This window comes from Zhihengliuella alba (genome assembly GCF_039538765.1).
Taxonomy (GTDB): Bacteria; Actinomycetota; Actinomycetes; order Actinomycetales; family Micrococcaceae; genus Zhihengliuella; species Zhihengliuella alba.
Window position 1 is genome coordinate 60,810 of sequence record NZ_BAABCJ010000002.1, and the last position, 17,165, is coordinate 77,974.

Annotated in this window: 15 protein-coding genes; 1 reads left to right on the forward strand and 14 read right to left on the reverse strand. The window is 73.7% G+C overall.

All coding sequences use genetic code 11. The features are described 5' to 3' along the window. Positions 1-184: 184 nt before the first annotated feature. From ABD784_RS06065 to dapA, 5 genes are all read right to left on the reverse strand, one after another. Entirely contained in the window at positions 185-682 is a 498-nt protein-coding gene (locus tag ABD784_RS06065; RefSeq protein ID WP_425582949.1) for a CinA family protein, read from the reverse strand. A 38-nt stretch (positions 683-720) separates the two neighbouring features. Continuing rightward, positions 721-1,335: a CDP-diacylglycerol--glycerol-3-phosphate 3-phosphatidyltransferase gene (gene pgsA / locus ABD784_RS06070; protein WP_344883412.1), complete on the reverse strand. Its 615-nt coding sequence runs from the start codon at positions 1,333-1,335 to the stop codon at positions 721-723. Between the two features lie 81 nt (positions 1,336-1,416). Next, positions 1,417-4,398 carry an FtsK/SpoIIIE family DNA translocase gene (locus ABD784_RS06075; protein WP_344881511.1) on the reverse strand — a complete coding sequence of 994 codons (2,982 nt, stop codon included), beginning with the start codon at positions 4,396-4,398 and terminating at the stop codon, positions 1,417-1,419. A gap of 53 nt (positions 4,399-4,451) precedes the next feature. After that, positions 4,452-6,158 (reverse strand): ribonuclease J, encoded by a 1,707-nt coding sequence (locus tag ABD784_RS06080; RefSeq protein ID WP_344881514.1) that lies wholly within the window; start codon positions 6,156-6,158, stop codon positions 4,452-4,454. A gap of 10 nt (positions 6,159-6,168) precedes the next feature. Further along, the gene (gene dapA, locus ABD784_RS06085) at positions 6,169-7,095 is read right to left on the reverse strand and encodes a 4-hydroxy-tetrahydrodipicolinate synthase (RefSeq protein WP_344881517.1); all 927 of its coding nucleotides are present in this window, start codon (positions 7,093-7,095) and stop codon (positions 6,169-6,171) included. Positions 7,096-7,221: 126 nt separating this feature from the next. On the opposite strand from dapA, the gene ABD784_RS06090 reads away from it, so the two are divergent. Further along, positions 7,222-8,454, forward strand: coding sequence for a heparan-alpha-glucosaminide N-acetyltransferase domain-containing protein (locus ABD784_RS06090; protein ID WP_344881520.1), 1,233 nt, complete (start codon positions 7,222-7,224; stop codon positions 8,452-8,454). Between the two features lie 10 nt (positions 8,455-8,464). Here the strand turns inward: ABD784_RS06090 and ABD784_RS06095 are convergent, their stop codons facing one another. The 9 genes from ABD784_RS06095 to ABD784_RS06135 all read right to left on the reverse strand — a co-directional run bounded on the left by ABD784_RS06095 (position 8,465) and on the right by ABD784_RS06135 (position 17,143). Then, positions 8,465-11,146 carry an excinuclease ABC subunit UvrA gene (locus tag ABD784_RS06095; RefSeq protein ID WP_425582933.1) on the reverse strand — a complete coding sequence of 894 codons (2,682 nt, stop codon included), beginning with the start codon at positions 11,144-11,146 and terminating at the stop codon, positions 8,465-8,467. Position 11,147: 1 nt separating this feature from the next. Then, positions 11,148-11,594, reverse strand: a complete 447-nt coding sequence (locus ABD784_RS06100; RefSeq protein WP_344881526.1) for a hypothetical protein — start codon at positions 11,592-11,594, stop codon at positions 11,148-11,150. Between the two features lie 3 nt (positions 11,595-11,597). Further along, entirely contained in the window at positions 11,598-12,356 is a 759-nt protein-coding gene (dapB, locus tag ABD784_RS06105) for a 4-hydroxy-tetrahydrodipicolinate reductase (protein ID WP_344881529.1), read from the reverse strand. A gap of 22 nt (positions 12,357-12,378) precedes the next feature. Next, on the reverse strand, positions 12,379-12,759 hold the full coding sequence (locus ABD784_RS06110) for a molybdenum cofactor biosynthesis protein MoaE (protein WP_344883415.1): 381 nt from the start codon (positions 12,757-12,759) through the stop codon (positions 12,379-12,381). A 109-nt stretch (positions 12,760-12,868) separates the two neighbouring features. Further along, entirely contained in the window at positions 12,869-13,366 is a 498-nt protein-coding gene (locus ABD784_RS06115; protein WP_344881532.1) for a MogA/MoaB family molybdenum cofactor biosynthesis protein, read from the reverse strand. Beyond that, on the reverse strand, positions 13,363-13,890 hold the full coding sequence (gene moaC / locus ABD784_RS06120; RefSeq protein WP_344881535.1) for a cyclic pyranopterin monophosphate synthase MoaC: 528 nt from the start codon (positions 13,888-13,890) through the stop codon (positions 13,363-13,365). Before moaC ends, ABD784_RS06115 begins: the two co-directional genes overlap by 4 nt. A gap of 7 nt (positions 13,891-13,897) precedes the next feature. Then, a complete protein-coding gene (locus ABD784_RS06125; RefSeq protein WP_344881538.1) occupies positions 13,898-15,286 on the reverse strand; it encodes a molybdopterin molybdotransferase MoeA in 1,389 nt (462 codons plus the stop codon). A gap of 10 nt (positions 15,287-15,296) precedes the next feature. Then, positions 15,297-16,199: a molybdate ABC transporter permease subunit gene (locus tag ABD784_RS06130; RefSeq protein ID WP_344881541.1), complete on the reverse strand. Its 903-nt coding sequence runs from the start codon at positions 16,197-16,199 to the stop codon at positions 15,297-15,299. Continuing rightward, entirely contained in the window at positions 16,196-17,143 is a 948-nt protein-coding gene (locus tag ABD784_RS06135) for a substrate-binding domain-containing protein (protein WP_344881544.1), read from the reverse strand. The genes ABD784_RS06130 and ABD784_RS06135 overlap by 4 nt, the downstream gene beginning before the upstream one ends. Positions 17,144-17,165: the final 22 nt, after the last annotated feature.

The following is a 17,165-nucleotide window of genomic DNA, read 5'->3' on the forward strand; positions in this document are numbered from 1 at the left end:
TTGCCGTTCTCCTTAATAGAAAGCACCGCCGTGCGCGATGTCAGGGGATCCCTGTTCGCTGGAACCCTTCATCCTGTTCAACGGTGCCGCCGGGAGTTTTGTTCCCGCTGCCTTCACCCTAGCCGCCGCGCAACTCCGACCACCAGTAGACGCACGTCACATGTGGACAACACTGAGGTTGCAGTCAGGCAACTGTGCGCTTGACGACCCGCTCGGCCAGGGCGGCGAGGGCGGCCTCGCAGGCGGCGCGCCGGATCTCGGGGCGCGTCCCGGACGCATCCAGCTCGACGACGCCGCTCGCCTCCGCGTCCGCCCAGCCGATGTAGACGGTGCCCACGGGCTTGCCGTCGTGGGCTGCGGGCCCCGCGACCCCGGTCGTCGAGACCCCGACGTCGGCGCCGCAGGCGCGCCGCGCCCCGACGGCCATGCGCCGGGCGACCTCCGGATCGACGCTGCCCCGCTCGGCGAGCAGACCCTCCGGCACATCGAGCAGTCCCGCCTTGACCTCGTTGTGATAGCTCACCACGCCCCCGCGCAGGACGGCGGAGGAACCCGGGACGTCGGCGATGGCGGCCGCGACGAGGCCCGCGGTCAGCGATTCCGCGGTCGCGACCGTCAGGCCGCGCTCCGTCCCGGACGCGACGATGGCGGCCGCGAGCCCGGCGCCCTCGTCCGCCGGCACCGCGCCCGGCACGGCACGGCGTCCGGTGCGGCCGGTACTCACGCGGTGTCACCGCCGTCGGGACGGGCGCCCGGCTCCGAACCGGACGTCGCCGCCGCGCGCAGCCGGACGGCGTCGACCACGTAGACGATCCCCGTATAGAGCGTGAGCGCCACGGCGATCCACATGATCGCCAGCGCGACGAGACCCAGCCAGGCGACGGTGTGCGCCACCGGCAGCAGCAGGAGGAAGATGCCCAGGGCCTGGGTCACGGTCTTGAGCTTGCCGCCCTGGGAGGCCGGCATGACCCCGTAGCGGATCACCACGAACCGCATGGCGGTGATGCCCCACTCGCGGACCAGGATGATGCCGGTCGCCCACCAGGACAGCTCGCCGTAGAGCGAGAAGAGCACGAGGGCCGCGCCGGTGAGCAGCTTGTCGGCGATCGGGTCGGCGATCTTCCCGAAGTCCGTGATGAGGCCGCGGCTGCGCGCCAGGTCGCCGTCGAGCTTGTCCGTGTACATCGCCAGGGCGAACACGCCGGCCGCGGCCCAGCGCCACCCTCCGTACTGCGGATCGCCGCCCGGCGCGTCCAGCACGAAGAGCCAGGCGAACAGGGGCACCATGAGGATCCGCAGGACCGTGAGCACGTTGGCGATGTTCAGCGTCGGCACCGGGGCGGGCGCGACGCCGTCGGCGCGGCTCCCCTCGGGTCCTGGGGCGGGGTTCGAACTGGAGTCTGTCACGGGTTCAGGCTACCTGCCGGTCAGCTGCCACGCGTCGTCGTCGCCGCCCTCGTCGTCGCCGTCGTAGTAGTCCACGACCTCCGGGACGCCGGCCTCCTGGTCTGCGAGCACGTCGTTGGAGTACTGCTGGGCACTCGCGTACTCGCGGGTCTCCTCGGTGTGGTTCGCGTTGGCGTTGTCCACGAGGGCCGCGTCGGCGGCGGAGACGTCGGCGGCCCCGGCCGGGGGCGTCTCCCCCTTGATCGCGGCGAGCACGCCCGGCAGATCGTCCGGCTTGACGAGCACGTCGCGGGCCTTCGAGCCCTCCGAGGGCCCGACGACGCCGCGGGACTCGAGCAGGTCCATGAGCCGCCCTGCCTTGGCGAACCCGACGCGCAGCTTGCGCTGGAGCATCGACGTGGAGCCGAACTGGGTGGTGACGACGAGCTCCGTGGCCTGGAGGAGCACCTCGAGGTCATCGCCGATCTCCTCGTCGATCTGCTTCTTCGGCGCCTCGACGGCCACGTCCTCGCGGTAGACGGCGGAGAGCTGGCCCTTGACGTGCTCGACGACCCGGTGGATCTCCGACTCCGTCACCCAGGCGCCCTGGACGCGCATGGGCTTCGAGGCGCCCATCGGCAGGAAGAGGGCGTCACCCTGGCCGAGGAGCTTCTCGGCGCCGGGCTGGTCGAGGACCACGCGGGAGTCCGTGACGGAGCTCGTCGCGAAGGCCATGCGCGAGGGGACGTTGGCCTTGATCAGGCCCGTGACGACATCGACCGACGGCCGCTGGGTGGCGAGGACCAGGTGGATGCCGGCGGCGCGGGCGAGCTGGGTGATGCGCACGATCGAGTCCTCGACGTCGCGCGGGGCGACCATCATGAGGTCGGCGAGCTCGTCCACGATGACCAGGAGGTAGGGGTACGGGCGCAGGACGCGCTCGCTGCCGGCCGGCGGCGTGACCTTACCGGCGCGCACCGCCTTGTTGAAGTCGTCCAGGTGCTTGAAGCCGAAGTTCGCCAGGTCGTCGTACCGGGTGTCCATCTCCTTCACGACCCACTGCAGCGCCTCGGCGGCCTTCTTCGGGTTCGTGATGATCGGGGTGATCAGGTGCGGCACGCCCTCGTAGGCCGTCAGCTCGACCCGCTTCGGGTCGACCATGACCATGCGCACCTCGTCCGGCGTGGCCCGCATGAGGATGGACGTGATCATCGAGTTCACGAACGAGGACTTGCCCGCACCGGTGGCTCCGGCCACGAGCATGTGCGGCATCTTCGCCAGGTTCGCCACGACGAACCCGCCCTCGACGTCCTTGCCAACGCCCATGACCATCGGATGGTCGGTCTTGCGGGCGGCGTTGGAGCGCAGCACGTCGCCGAGGACCACGACCTCCTTGTCCGCGTTCGGGATCTCGATGCCGATCGCGCTCTTGCCGGGGATCGGCGAGAGGATCCGTACGTCCGAGGACGCGACGGCGTAGGAGATGTTCTTCGAGAGCGCGGTGACCTTCTCCACCTTGGTGCCCGGCGAGAGCTCGATCTCGTACCGGGTGACGGTCGGTCCCCGGCTGAACCCGGTGACCTGCGCGTCGACCTTGAACTGGTCGAGTGTCTGCGTGAGTGCCTCGACGACGGCATCGTTCGCCTCGGAGCGCTCCTTGGCGGGCGGGCCGGGCGGGAGGAACTCGGACGGCGGCAGGGTATAGGTCACGTCCCCGGCCAGCTGGAGCTGCTCGGTGCGCTGCGGGATCGGCGGCAGCGGCGACTTGGTGATCGGGCGCGTGGCGTTCTCGTGGGCGAGCGCGCGGTTCACGGCGTCCGCGTCGAGGGCCTCCGTGGCCGGCTCGGCGGGCGTTCCGGCGCTGGTGGCGGACGACGGCGTCGCACCGGCCGCGTCGGCACCCGCCCCACCGAGACCGACCTGCTCCTTCATCCGGGCCATGGTCTTCTCGGCCGCAGTCGGGCGGCGCACGCCCGGCGGCACGGCGGGGGCCGCCGCCACGTCGATGGCCTCGGTCCGCGCCTCGCCGGTGGCCTCGTCGGACTCGGCGATGACGGCCTGTTCGTAGGCCGCGTCCCCGGTGAAGCCCTCGTCCTCGGCGTCGAAGACGTCGTCGTGGCCCTTCTTGTCGCGGGAGAAGATCGACTTCCGCTTCTCCTTGGGCGCCTTGCCCGGCTTCTGGTCGCCCTCGCCGCGCTCGTACAGGTAGCTCTGGTCGTGCTCCTCCTGCTTGCGGACCTTCTCCCGCGCGCGCTCCGCATCCGACTCGTCGTCCTGACCGACCAGCCAGCGGTACCCAGTGCGCACGCGCTCGGGGATGCGCTTCAGCGGCGTCGCCGTCGTGATCATGAGGGCCAGCAGGACCAGCAGCGCCATGACCACGCAGGCGCCCCACCGGGAGACGAGACCGGCCAGGGGCGAGGTCAGCAGGTAGCCGAGGACGCCGCCACCGGCCCAGAGCTGCTCGAAGGCGTCGTTGACGGTGGGGATCCCGGCGACGCAGTGGGCGATGCCGGCGCCGCCGGAGATGCCGACGGCGAAGCCGATGCCCACGCGGTTGTTCGTGGCGTCGTCCTCCGGGTAGCGGAAGAGGCGCAGGGCGCCGATCAGCAGGACCAGCGGCAGGAGCACGGCCATGTAGCCGATCGAGCCGGCCGCGATGTTGTGCACCCAGGTGCCGAAGCCCCCGACGTCGCGCAGGCCCCACCACTCGACGACGGCCACGACCAGGGCCACGACCACGAGGAAGAGAGCGGTCCCGTCCCGGCGGACCTCGAGGTCCGGCCGGACGGTGCTGCCGATCTGCCGGAAGGCGCCGCCGACCATGCGGGCGATGCCCATCCAGGCGCCGCGGACGGCGCGGACGGGCCACGGGAAGTCGTGCTCGACCGGGGCGTTCTTCGCCCCGCCCTTCGATTTGGTGCCCGATCCGGACCCGCGCGCGCCGGAGGAGCGCGTCGACTGGGAGCGCGCAGTGGAACTGGGCCGGCGGGGTGCGGTGCGGGTGGCCATGGGGCAACCGTACCGCTTGGAGCCCCGTCCGCCCCGGATTTACACGGCTGGCGCTAGGCCTCGAGGACGACCGGGACGATCATCGGACGGCGCCGGAGCTTGCGCCCGATCCAGCCTCCGATGACGCGCCGGACCACCTGCTGGAGCTGGTGCGTCGTGTGCGCGGGGTTGTTCCGGACGGCCTCGGCGAGGGCCTCCGCGATCCGCGGCTTGATCTCCTCGAACACCGCGTCGTCCTCCGCGACGCCGCGGGCGTGGATGTCCGGCCCGGACACGATCGTCCCGTTCTGCCGGTCGACCACCGAGATCACGGAGACGAAGCCCTCCTCGCCGAGGATCCGGCGGTCCTTGAGGTCGTCGTCCGTCACCGCGCCGACCTTGGACCCGTCGACGTAGACGTAACCGCAGGCGACCTGCCCGACCTGGCGCGCGACGCCGTCGCGCAGGTCCACCACCGATCCGTCCTCGGTGAGCAGCACGTTCTCCGCGGGGACGCCGGTGGCCTCGGCGAGACGCCCGTTGGCGATCAGGTGGCGGGTCTCCCCGTGCACGGGCATGACGTTCCGGGGCCTGATGATGTTGTAGCAGTAGAGCAGCTCCCCGGCGGAGGCGTGGCCTGAGACGTGCACGCGGGCGGTGCCCTTGTGCACGACCTCGGCGCCGAGGCGCATCAGGCCGTTGATGACCCGGAAGACGGCGTTCTCGTTGCCCGGGATCAGCGAGGAGGCGAGGATGACAGTGTCCCCCGCACCGACCTGGACGGCGTGGTCGCCGTTGGCCATGCGCGAGAGCGCCGCCATCGGCTCGCCCTGGGACCCGGTCGACATGAGGACCTGCCGGTCCTCCGGCACCTCGTCGATCCGCTTCAGGTCCACGAGGATCCCCTCCGGCACGTCGAGGTACCCGAGCTGGGCGGCGATGCCCATGTTGCGGACCATCGAGCGGCCGACGAAGGCGACCTTGCGCCCGTGCTCCCGGGCGGCATCGAGCACCTGCTGCACCCGGTGGACGTGCGAGGAGAAGGAGGCGACGATGACGCGCTTCCGGGCCCCGGCCATGAGCCGGCTGAGGACCGGACCGATCTCCTGCTCCGCCGTCGTGAAGCCGGGGACGTCGGCGTTCGTGGAGTCGGAGAGGAACAGGTCCACTCCCTCCTCTCCGACGCGGGCGAAGGCGCGCAGGTCCGTGATCCGGCCGTCGAGCGGGAGCTGGTCCATCTTGAAGTCGCCGGTGTGCAGGGCGGTGCCGGCCGCGGTGCGGATGAAGACCGCGAGCGCGTCCGGGATGGAGTGGTTGACGGCGATGAACTCGCAGTCGAACGGGCCGAGGCGCTCCCGCTCGCCCTCGGTCACGACCAGCGTGAAGGGCCTGATCCGGTGCTCGGCGAGCTTCGCCTCGACGAGCGCGAGGGTCAGCTGGGAGCCGATGAGCGGGATGTCGGCCTTGAGCCGGAGGAGGTAGGGGACGGCCCCGATGTGGTCCTCGTGCCCGTGCGTGAGGACCATGCCGACGACGTCGTCGAGCCGGTCCCGGATGTAGGAGAAGTCCGGCAGGATCAGGTCCACGCCGGGCTGCGTCTCCTCCGGGAACAGGACGCCGCAGTCGACGATCAGCAGCTTCCCGTCCAGCTCGAAGACCGTCATGTTCCGGCCGATCTCGCCGAGGCCCCCGAGCGGCACCACGCGCAGCGTGCCCGGCTGGAGTGCCGGGGGCTCGCTGAGGCGGGCGTCGTCGGCCAGGGCCACGGAGGTCTCGCTCATCGGCTTGCTCCTACAGGTCCCAGCCGGCCTCCGCGAGGTCCGCACGGACCGCCGCGGCCTCGTCCTCCGACAGCTCCACGAGCGGCAGGCGGACGGCAGGGTTGGGCAGGACGCCCTGCCAGTGGAGGACCGCCTTGGCCGCAACGGCGCCCTGCGCGTGGGTCATCACGGCACGCTGGATCGGGTCGATCGCGAAGTGCGCGCGGCGCGCCGCGGCGAGATCGCCGGCGTGGACCGCGTCGACGAGCTCGCGGAACAGCGGGGCCGCGACGTGGGCCGTGACGGAGACGACGCCGGCGGCGCCGGCGGCCATCAGCGGCAGCGTCAGACCGTCGTCCCCCGAGTACACGTGCAGGTCGGTGTTCGCGAGCACGCGGGTGGTGGCCTGGTAGTCCGCCTTGGCGTCCTTGAGCGCGACGACGCGCGGGTGGTCGGCGAGGCGGATGAGCGTCTCGGTGGACAACGCGATGCCGGAGCGGCCGGGGATGTCGTAGAGCATGATCGGCAGCTCGGTGGCCGCGGCGATCGCCTCGACGTGAGCGATCACGCCGGCCTGGCTCGGCTTGTTGTAGTACGGCGCCGTGACGAGCACGCCGTCGACGCCGAGCTTCGCGGCCTCGGTGGTGAGGTGGATCGAATGGCGGGTGTCGTTGGTCGTCGAACCGGCGATGACCTTGGCGCGATCGCCGACGGCCTCCACGACGGCGCGGAACATGCCCAGGTTCTCCTCGTCCGTCAGGGTGGACGTCTCGCCCGTGGTGCCCGTGACGACCAGCGCGTCGCAGCCCTCGTCGACGAGCTTGGTCGCCAGGGCGGCCGCCTGCTCGTAGTCCACGCCGCCGTCGCGGGCGAACGGCGTCGCCATGGCGACGGAGAGCGTGCCGAACGGGAGGTCCGGGCGGACGGCGTCAACTGCGGATGCGGCGGTGTCAGACATGCCCACAACGTTACCGTCTGCGCCTGCTCCGCGTCGCGTTCCGCGACGTCCGGTGCCGCGTCCGCCGCCTCCTGTGCCCGCCGCGTCCCGTGCCCGGGGCGGCCGGGCCGCAATAGGCTGTCCCCCATGAGCCCCACCTCCCCCGCTGCCACCCGCGTGGCCGGCGTCGACGCCGCCCGCGGGATCGCGCTGCTGGGGATGATGGCGACGCACATCGTCCCGTTGGCGGTCTCCACGGCCGACGGCGCCTACGCCACCACGTGGGCCGCCGACTGGTTCGCCGGGCGCGCCTCGGCGCTCTTCGCGGTGCTGGCGGGCGTGGGGCTCGCGCTGCTGACGGGCGGGGCGGCGGGCCCGACGGCGGCCCGCCTCGCCGGGGCGCGGCGCTCCGTCGTCGTCCGCGCCCTGGTGATCGCCGCCATCGGCCTGGCCTGCGGGACGCTCAGCACGAACGTCGCCGTGATCCTCGTCCACTACGGGCTGCTGTTCCTGGCCGCCGTCCCCTTCCTCGGTGCCCGGCCGCGGACGCTGCTCCTCTGGGCCGTGGGCTGGACGCTCGTCTCCCCGGCGCTGCTCTACGGCGCCGGCCTCTGGCTGGCGAGCTCCCCGCTGGGGCCGGTCCTGTCCCTGCCCGGCGGCGGCGCGGCACCGACCTTCAGCGACCTGGCGTCGCCGGCGGCGCTCGCCGCGAACCTGCTCGTGTCCGGCTACTACCCCGTGGTCGTGTGGGTCTCGTTCCTGCTGATCGGACTCTGGGCGGGCCGGCTGCGACTGCAGCACCCGCCGGTCGTCCTGCTGCTGGCCGTGGGCGGCGCGGTCGTCGCGGCGGGGGCCCGCCTCCTGAGCGACTGGCTGCTCGGCGTGCCCGGTGCGCGGCCGGCCCTGGCCGACGCGATGGGCGTCGATGCCGCCCAGCTCGAGCTCGCGCTGCGCACGGGCTACTACTTCGACGCGACGGAGCCGACGCCGTGGTGGTTCGCGCTCGCCGCGCCGCACACCTCGGCACCGCTGGACCTGCTCCACGTCGCGGGTTCGGCGCTCGCCGTGCTCGGCGCCTGCCAGCTCGTGGCGCTGGGGCTGACGGCGGTGCTGCAGCGCTTCGGCGACGTCGTGCTCTCCCCGTTGACCGGCGCCGGGGCGGCGACGCTGACCCTGTACGTCGGGCACTTGGTGGCGCTGGACCTGCTCTCCGGCGTGACGGAGGCGGTGTCCGCCGAGCGGGTCTTCGCCTGGTTCGCCGTCTCCGCGCTGGCGCTCGGGGCGGCGCTGCGCCTGACCGGCGCGCGCGGCCCCCTCGAGGCCCTGGTCCGGCAGCTCGCCGGCAGTCCGCGGACCGGTGCGAGGGCGGGGAGCCGCTAGCGTCCGCGCGCTAGACTCCGGCCGGACCCGCCGGGAGGCGCCGGGCGAGGTACGGGGCCGTGCGGCTGCCCGCGGCCGCCGCCACGGTCGACGGCGTCCCGGCGGCGACGACCCGGCCGCCGGCGTCTCCGCCGGCCGGCCCCAGATCGATCACCCAGTCCGCGGTGGCCACCACGTCCATGTCGTGCTCCACCACGACGACGGTGTCCCCGCCGTCGACGAGCCGGTTCAGCTGCGTCATGAGCACGCGGACGTCGTCCGGGTGCAGGCCCGTGGTGGGCTCGTCGAGGACGTAGAGGGTCCGGCCCCGGCGCACGCGCTGGAGCTCCGTGGCGAGCTTGATCCGCTGCGCCTCACCGCCGGAGAGCTCGGTCGCGGGCTGGCCGAGGCGGAGATAGCCGAGGCCGACGTTCCGGAGCGTGGCGAGGCTGCGGGCGGCGGCGGGGATGTCGGCCAGGACGTCGGCGGCGTCGTCGACGGAGAGGGCCAGGACCTCGGCGATGTTCCTCCCCCGGTAGTCGACCTCCAGCGTGCGCGGTTCGAACCGCGCCCCGCCGCAGTCCGGGCACGGGCCGTAGCTGCCCGGGAGGAAGACGAGTTCGACGGCGACGAACCCCTCGCCCTGGCAGGTCTCGCAGCGTCCGCCGGCGACGTTGAAGGAGAACCGGCCCGGGCCGAAGCCGCGCTCGCGGGCTGCCGGCAGCGCGGCGAACTCCTTGCGCACGGCGTCGAAGAGCCCCGTGTAGGTCGCCAGGTTGGAGCGGGGCGTCCGGCCGATCGGCTTCTGGTCCACGGTGACGATGCGGTCCAGGCGCTCGACGCCGTGGATCCGCACCGAGGCGTGGGCGCCGGCGGCGTCCGGGTCGCCCACGTGGTCCGGGTCGCCCGCGTGGTCCGCCTCGTCCGCGGGGCGCACGACGGCGTGGCCCGCACCGGAGCGGGCCTGCAGATGCCTCGCGACCCCTCCGGCGAGCGCGTGGCCCACGAGGGTCGATTTGCCGGACCCGGAGACACCCGTGACGGCGGAGAGGACGCCGAGCGGGACCTCGACGTCGAGCTCGCGCAGGTTGTGCCGGGTGACGCCCTCGAGGCGGAGCCATCCTCCCGGTTCGCGCAGGGCGCGGCGGCCGTTGCCACTGACGCTGTCCGAGCCGCCGTCCGAGCCTCCGCTCCGGCCCGCGCCGCGGACAGCCGCGGCCTCGTCCCCGGCGCCGGTGCGGCGGCTCGACTCGGGGAACAGGTAGGGGCGGGTGACGGACGCGTCGACCCCGGCGAGGCCGTCGACCGGCCCGCTGTAGAGGACACGGCCGCCGTCGTCGCCCGCCCGCGGCCCGACGTCGACGATCCAGTCCGCTGCACGGACGATGTCGAGGTTGTGCTCGACGACGAAGACGGAGTTCCCGGAGGCCTTGAGCTCCTGGAGGAGCTCCAGCAGCGGCTCGGCGTCGGCGGGGTGGAGGCCGGCCGAGGGCTCGTCCATGACGTAGACGACGCCGAACAGCCCGGAGCGCAGCTGGGTCGCGATGCGCAGCCGCTGCAGCTCCCCGGGAGAGAGCGTGGTGGTCCCGCGGGACAGGCCCAGGTAGCCGAGGCCGAGGCCGATCAGGACCTCGATCCTGGCGAGCAGGTCGCGCGTGACGGCGACCGCGACCTCGTTGGTCTCGCCGGAGGTGTGGCGGCGGGTCGCGGACTCGGGCGTCTCGAGCTGCGTGGTGGGCCGGATGATCTCGGCCAGCTCCACCAGCGGGACGGCGGCGAGCTCGGCGATCGTCCGCCCGGCGAAGGTGACGTCCAGCGCCCGGCGGGTCAGGCCCGTGCCGTCGCAGCTCGGGCAGGGGCCGGTCCGCATGAAGCCGAGGGCCTTCCGGCGGGCCGAGTCGCTCTTCGAGTCGCTGAGGATGTGGAGCACGTGGCTGCGGGCGCTGATGAACCGGCCCTTGTAGGGCCGCGCGTTGTGCTCGCGGAGGGGGACGACCTCCACGATCGGCCGCTCCTCGGTGAGGAGGATCCAGTCGCGGTCCTCGCGCGGGAGGTCCCGCCAGGGCGCATCGACGTCGTATCCCAGGTGGATCAGCATGTCGCGCAGGCTCTTGCCCTGCCACGCGCCGGGCCAGGCGGCGATGGCGCCGTCGCGGATGCTCAGTGACGGGTCCGGCACCAATGAGTCGACGTCGACCGTGTGGGCCTCGCCGAGGCCATGGCATTCGGGGCATGCGCCGGCGGCGGTGTTCGGCGAGAACACGTCTGAGTCGAGCGGAGCGGCGCCGTCGGGGTAGGTGCCCGCACGGGAGAGGAGGAGCCGCAGCGAGTTGGACAGCGTGGTGACGGTACCGACCGTGGAGCGCGCCGTGGCCGTCCCCCGCCGCTGCTGGAGGGCGACCGCCGGCGGCAGGCCGCCGACGAGCTCGACCCGCGGATTGTGGCCCTGCTGGATCAAGCGTCGCGCGTAGGGGGCCACGGACTCGAAGTAGCGCCGCTGGGCCTCCGCGTAGATCGTCCCGAACGCCAGCGAGGACTTCCCGGATCCGGAGACCCCGGTGAAGGCGACGACGGCGTCGCGCGGCACGTCGACGTCGACGTCACGCAGGTTGTTCTCCCGGGCCCCGCGGACCCGGACGTACCCGTCCGGGCCGTCCGGGAGGGTATCGGGCGCGGAGCCGTCGCCCACGCCGCCTCGCCCCGCCGCCGTCATATCAGCCCCGGTCCTCGAGGTAGAGCCTGACGGCGGTGCGCATCACGGTACGGGCGTTGCGGCGATCCCCGGCGGCGTCGTAGGCGAGCGCGAGGCGGTGCAGGCTCCGCCACGATCCGGGGTTCGCCTCGGCCTCCTCCCGGTAGGCGACGAAGGCCTCGTCCGCGGCCTCCTTGACGATACGGCCGGACGGCATCCGGGGCAGGTCGTCCGCGGGGAGCAGGCCCTCGGCCTCGAGCGTCTTCGCCATGCGCTCGGTCCGCAGGCCGAAGAGCACCTCGCGGATCAGGATCCAGACGCCGAGGGCGGGCAGGACCAGGGCTGCGGCCCCGATGATCCTCGCGACCGGCTGCTCCGCGGTGATGAAGCGGAGGGCCGACCCGAAGGACGCGACCAGATAGAACACGAAGAGGGCGATGATGAGCCCTACCCAGAGTTTGGTCTTCACGCGTCAGCGGCCCAGGTCCAGGTAGCCGTCCAGCCCGTACGTCAGTCCGGGACGGCGCGCGACCTCGCGCAGTCCCAGCAGGACGCCGGGCATGAACGACGCCCGGTCGTACGAGTCGTGGCGCAGCGTCAGCTGCTCGCCGGGGCCGCCGAGGAGCACCTCCTGGTGGGCGACGAGGCCACGGAGCCGCACGGCGTGGACGCGCACGCCGTCGACGTCGGCCCCGCGGGCGCCGTCCAGGGACTTCGCGGTGGCGTCCGGGCTCGCAGGCACGCCGGCTGCGGCGCGCTCGGCGGCGATGAGTTCGGCGGTGCGGACGGCTGTGCCGGACGGAGCGTCCACCTTGTCCGGGTGGTGGAGCTCGACGATCTCGACGGACTCGAAGTACCTGGCGGCCTGCGCGGCGAAGGCGCTGGCCAGCACGGAGCCGAGGGCGAAGTTCGGAGCGATCAGGACCCCGGTCCCAGGTCGCTGTGCCAGCAGCTCGGACAGGCCGGTGCGCCGTTCCTCGGTCCAGCCCGTGGTCCCGACCACGGCGTGGAGTCCGTGCTCGACGGCGAAGCGGACGTTGGTCTCGGTCTGGTCTGGCACGGTCAGGTCCACGACGTGGGTGGCCCCGGCTTCGAGGATGCCCTCCAGGGGGTCCCGGCGGCTCAGGGCTGCGACGAGGTCCATGTCGGCGGCGTTCTCCACCGCGGCCACGGCCTCGGAACCCATGCGGCCGTTGGCGCCGAGGACGGCGACGGCGATGCGGTTGCTCATGCGCTCCAGCCTATCGTCGCGGCTACAGTCCCACCCATTCGACGTCGCCGTCGGCGAAGTGCTGTTCCTTCCAGATCGGCGCACCGTACTTCACGGCCTCGACCAGGTCCCGGCAGGCCTCGAAGGCCTCGCCCCGGTGGGCGCTGGCGGCTGCGGCGACGAGCGCCGCGTCGCCGATGCTCAGCTCGCCCACGCGGTGCGCGGCCCAGAGCCTGGTGCCGGGATGGCGCGCGGCGACCTCCTCGGCCAGCTCGTGGATGCGCGTCGAGGCCGTGGGGTGCCCGCTGTAGGAGAGGCGGGTGACGTCCCGCCCGCCGTCGTGATTGCGGACCAGGCCGCCGAAGGTCACCACGGCGCCGGTCTCCGCCGTCTCCACGGCGGCCCAGGCGCTGCCCTGGTCGATCGGTTCGGCGCTGACGCCGGCGAAGACGACCTCGCCCGGACCACCGGTCCGCCGGGCGTCCTGCCCCGGCTGTTCGGGCTTCTCGGGCTGTTCGGGGACGGGATTCGTTTCAGTGGTCACGGCGGCCCTCCAGCTGGCGGCAGATGTGGTCGATCATCGGGTCCAGCACGCGGAGGGCGTCCATGACGCCGCGCGGGGAGCCCGGGAGGTTGACGATGAAGGTCCGTCCGGCCGCCCCGGCCAGTCCGCGCGAGAGCGCGGCGTGCGGGGTCTTCGTCAGGCCGGCGGCCCGGATGGCCTCGGCGATGCCGGGGATCTGGCGGTCCAGGAGCGGTTCGGTCATCTCCGGCGTAGCGTCGTCCGGGCTGAGCCCCGTGCCACCGCTGGTCACGATCACGGACGGGCCGAGGGTGAGCAGGGCCTTCAGGGCCGCCCCGACGGCCTCGCCGTCCGGGACGACGACGGGTTCGATGACGGCGAAGCCGTGTTCGACGAGCCAGTCCGCGACGACGGGGGCGGTCTGGTCCTCGTACGTCCCGGTGGCGGCGCGCGTGGAGGCGATCAGGATGGCGCCGGACCGCGTGACGCCCGGCTCGGCCGCGCTCACTGGCCCGCTGCCGGCGCGTGGCCGGAGTCGTCGGACCGGATGTCCCAGTCGCCGCTCTTGCCGCCGGACTTGGCGAGGACCTGGACGTCGGTCATGACGGCATGGTGGTCGACGGCCTTGATCATGTCGTAGACGGTCAGGCCCGCGACGGTCGCCGCGGTGAGCGCCTCCATCTCCACCCCGGTGACGCCGCGCGTCTTGACCATGGCCTCGATGACGATGGCGCCCTCCGCCGGGGCGAAGTCGACGGTGACCTTGGAGATCGGCAACGGGTGGCAGAGCGGAACCAGCTCCGGCGTCTTCTTCGCGGCCATGATCCCGGCGACCCGGGCGACCGCGAGCGCGTCCCCCTTGGGCAGGGAGCCGTCGGAGAGCATGGACACGACGTCGTCGCGGGTGCGGATGGTGGCCACGGCGGTCGCCTGGCGGGTGGTCTCCGGTTTGGAGGAGACGTCGACCATGTGGGCGGTCCCGTCCGCGCGGACGTGGGTCAGCCCGGCGGGCTGCGGATCGGTCTGGGGCATGGCTTCCTCAGGTCTCTCTGGGGTCGGGGGTTCGGTGCGGCCGGGGACCGTGCTCCTCGAGGAGGAGGACCCGGATCGGGCTCCCGGCCGGCAGATGCTCCGCGTCCGCGGGGAGGACGGCCAGGGCGTCCGACGCGGCGAGTGCGTGCAGCAGGTGGGAGCCGGGCCCGCCGACGAGCTCGACGCGGGCCGGCGGCCCGGTGTCGAGCAGTCGCGCCCGGCGGACCTGCAGTTTCCCGGGAGGGCTGTCGGCCGGGGCGGTGAGCACGCCGTCGGCCTCGCGGCGCGGCGCCGATCCCAGGAGGTCGGCCGCCGCGGGACGGAGGAACATCTCGTAGCTGACGTAGGTACTGACGGGGTTGCCGGGGAAGGCGAGCATCGGCGTTCCCGTCCCGTCGTCCCAGCGGAGGATGCCGAGCCCCTGCGGCCCTCCGGGCTGCAGCGCGACGGACCCGAAGGCCACGCCGCGTTCGGCGAGTGCCAGCTTGACCACCTCGTACGCACCCTGGCTGATCCCCCCGCTGGTCAGGACGAGGTCGGTGCCATGGCTCACCGCCGCCGCGCGCAAGCGGTCGAGGAACTCGGCGGGCGTGTCGCTCGCGATGGTCTCGACGGCGACGTCCCAGCCGTCTGCGTCCAGGGCCGCCGCAACGAGGGTGGTGTTGGCGTCGTGGATCTGCCCGGGCGCCAGCGGGCGCCCCGGGGGGACGATCTCGTCGCCGGTCGCGACGACGAGGGCGCGGGGCCGGCCGCGCACGGTGAGCCTCTCGAAGCCGAGGCCGGCAGCGAGGCCGAGGTGCCGGACGGTCAGCTCCGCCCCGGCCCGCAGCGCGACGTCCCCCGCGGCGATGTCGCTTCCGGCGCGGCGCACGAACTGGCCCGGTTCGACCTCGGCCGGCAGTCCGACCGGACTGCCGGCGGCCGGGAACCGGGGCGGTTCCGCGGCCTCGACCGGCACCACGGCGTCGGCTCCTGCGGGCAGTGGAGCGCCGGTCATGATCGGGGCCGTCGTCCCGGCGGCGAGCTCCACGCCCTCCCCGGCCGCCGGTGCGGGCCCGGCGGGGATCGGTGCCGCGGCCCGGAGCACGGCCCGGCCGGCGGACGCGGCCCGCCGCAGATCGGCGGTCCGCACCGCGAAGCCGTCCATCTGGGAGTTGTCGAAGGGCGGGAGGCTGTGCGGTGCGGGGAGGTCGGCGGCGAGGATCCGGCCGCGCGCCGCCCGCAGGGGGAGCTCCTCGACGCGTGCGGCAACGGCCTCCGCGACGGGCTCGAGCAGCCGGCGGACCTCGCCGGCGTGCTCGGCGACGCTGCGGCGGAACGGTGCGGTGCCGGGCAGCGGCCCCTCGCCCGGAAGCTGTTCGGTGCCGGGGTTGCCCCGGCCGGTGTCGGCGCCCATGCCAGCCATCCTAGAGCCGGACTCCCCCACGTTGGATACCCGGGGCCGCGCGCCCCGCTCCGGGCTCGCGCACCGGACCGTCGGCTCGGCCGGGCAGCACGAACAGCAGAGCCACCGCGGCGAGCACCAGGAGGTAGAAGGCGATCAGCATGAGGGCGATGCCGACAGCCGCCTCCGGGTCCGCCGAGTTGAAGGCGAGCTCGATCTGCAGCGGGATGGTCCGCGTCTGCCCGGCCACGGAGCCGGCGAAGGTGACGGTCGCCCCGTACTCGCCGAGTGCGCGGGCGAACGCCAGCAGCGTGCCGGCCGCGATGCCGGGCGCGGCGAGGGGCAGGGTGATGTGGCGCAGGATCTGCGTCGGGCCCGCCCCGGCGTTCGCGCCGGCCAGCTCCAGGTCCGGGTCGACGGCCTCGAGGCTGCTCAGAGCCGCCACGGTGACGAAGGGCAGGGCGACGAAGACCTGGACCAGGACGACGGCCGCCGGTGTGTACGCCACCCCCAGTCCGAGCGCGTCGAGCGCTTCGCCCGCGAGGCCCTGCCGCCCCCAGAAGTACAGCAAGGCGAGCCCCGAGACCACGGGCGAGAGGACCAGCGGGACGATCAGCACCAGCTGCAGCGCGGCCCGGAGCGCCCCGTGCGCGCGGTGGACCGCGAGGGCCAGCGGGACGCCCAGCAGCACGCAGAGGACGGTCGCCGAGACCGCCGTGGTCAGGGACAGTCCGACGGCGGCGCTCGCCTCCGGGCTCGTCACGGCGGCGATGAGCGTGTCGGGCCTCGCCGCCGCGCCGAGGGCGAGGATCGGACCGGCGAGGGCGAGGACCGCGATCGCCGTCGGAACCCAGATCCAGCGGGGCGTGGTGGCGCGGCGGTGCGCCCGGTCGCCGGTGGCGCGGCCGAGGCCGTCCCGGTTCACCCGTCCACTCCTGCGTCCCCGCCGTCGTCGTCCGAGCCGGTGCCGCTGCCCGCTTGGCCGCCGGGCTCGAAGCTGGCTTCGCCCAGGAGGGCCTGGGCGTCCTCGGCGAGGAGCCAGCGGGCGAAGTCCTCCCCGGCGTCGCCGCCGTCGTGGTCCGGGCCGACGGGCACCAGCACGGGGTAGCGGTTCCGTGGTGCGTCGAGCGGCAGCGCGGCCACCGCGTCGCCGGCCGCGGCCGCATCCGTGGTGTAGACGAAGCCGGCGTCGGCCTGGCCCGAGGACACCTTGGCCAGGACCGCGCGCACGTTCGCCTCCTGCGTTGCGTCCTGGACGATCCCGCCGGGTCGCCCGGCGAGCCAGGCGTGGGCGGCACGCCCGCAGGGGACCTCCGGCGCGCAGACGGCGACCCGGGCCCCGGCCAGCCAGTCGAGGAGCTCCTGCGACGGCGGCCCGGCCGGCCCCGCTCCCCCGGCCTCCGCGGCGAGAGGAGTGTCCCGGCCGACGACGAGGACGAGCCCGTTCGCGGCCGCCGTTCCGATCCGCTCGAACTCCTCGGGGCTCTCCAGGGCGCCGGGGGCCTGCTCGTCCGCGGTGACCAGGACGTCCGGCGCGGCCCCGGAATTGACCTGCTGGACGAGCTGGGCCGAGGATCCGAGGTTGACGGTCACGTCCACCGGATCACCGGCGGCGCGGGCGGCGCCCTCGTAGGCCTCGGCCAGCGGGCCGGCCACGTCCGTGAACGACGACGGCGCGAACCACATGATCTCCTCGACGCCGCCGGCGCCGCGCCCCTCCGCCGGACCGGCGCATCCGGTCAGGAGCAGCAGGAGGACGGCCCCGGCCGCGAGCGCCGGGGATCGTCTCGGCGCGCCTTCCCGCGCGCGCCGCCGAGCCGTCTTCGGCGACGCCGGGGCACGGAGCCCGGATCCGTCATCGAGCGTCATCCGGGACGCCGTCCGGGAGGCC

Coding starts and splice junctions, on each gene's coding strand:
- ABD784_RS06075 (WP_344881511.1), bottom strand. CDS start 4,398: ATGGCCACCCGCACCGCACCCCGCCGGCCCAGTTCCACTGCGCGCTCC.
- ABD784_RS06080 (WP_344881514.1), bottom strand. CDS start 6,158: ATGAGCGAGACCTCCGTGGCCCTGGCCGACGACGCCCGCCTCAGCGAG.
- dapA (WP_344881517.1), bottom strand. CDS start 7,095: ATGTCTGACACCGCCGCATCCGCAGTTGACGCCGTCCGCCCGGACCTC.
- ABD784_RS06090 (WP_344881520.1), top strand. CDS start 7,222: ATGAGCCCCACCTCCCCCGCTGCCACCCGCGTGGCCGGCGTCGACGCC.
- ABD784_RS06095 (WP_425582933.1), bottom strand. CDS start 11,146: ATGACGGCGGCGGGGCGAGGCGGCGTGGGCGACGGCTCCGCGCCCGAT.
- dapB (WP_344881529.1), bottom strand. CDS start 12,356: ATGAGCAACCGCATCGCCGTCGCCGTCCTCGGCGCCAACGGCCGCATG.
- moaC (WP_344881535.1), bottom strand. CDS start 13,890: ATGCCCCAGACCGATCCGCAGCCCGCCGGGCTGACCCACGTCCGCGCG.
- ABD784_RS06125 (WP_344881538.1), bottom strand. CDS start 15,286: ATGGGCGCCGACACCGGCCGGGGCAACCCCGGCACCGAACAGCTTCCG.
- ABD784_RS06135 (WP_344881544.1), bottom strand. CDS start 17,143: ATGACGCTCGATGACGGATCCGGGCTCCGTGCCCCGGCGTCGCCGAAG.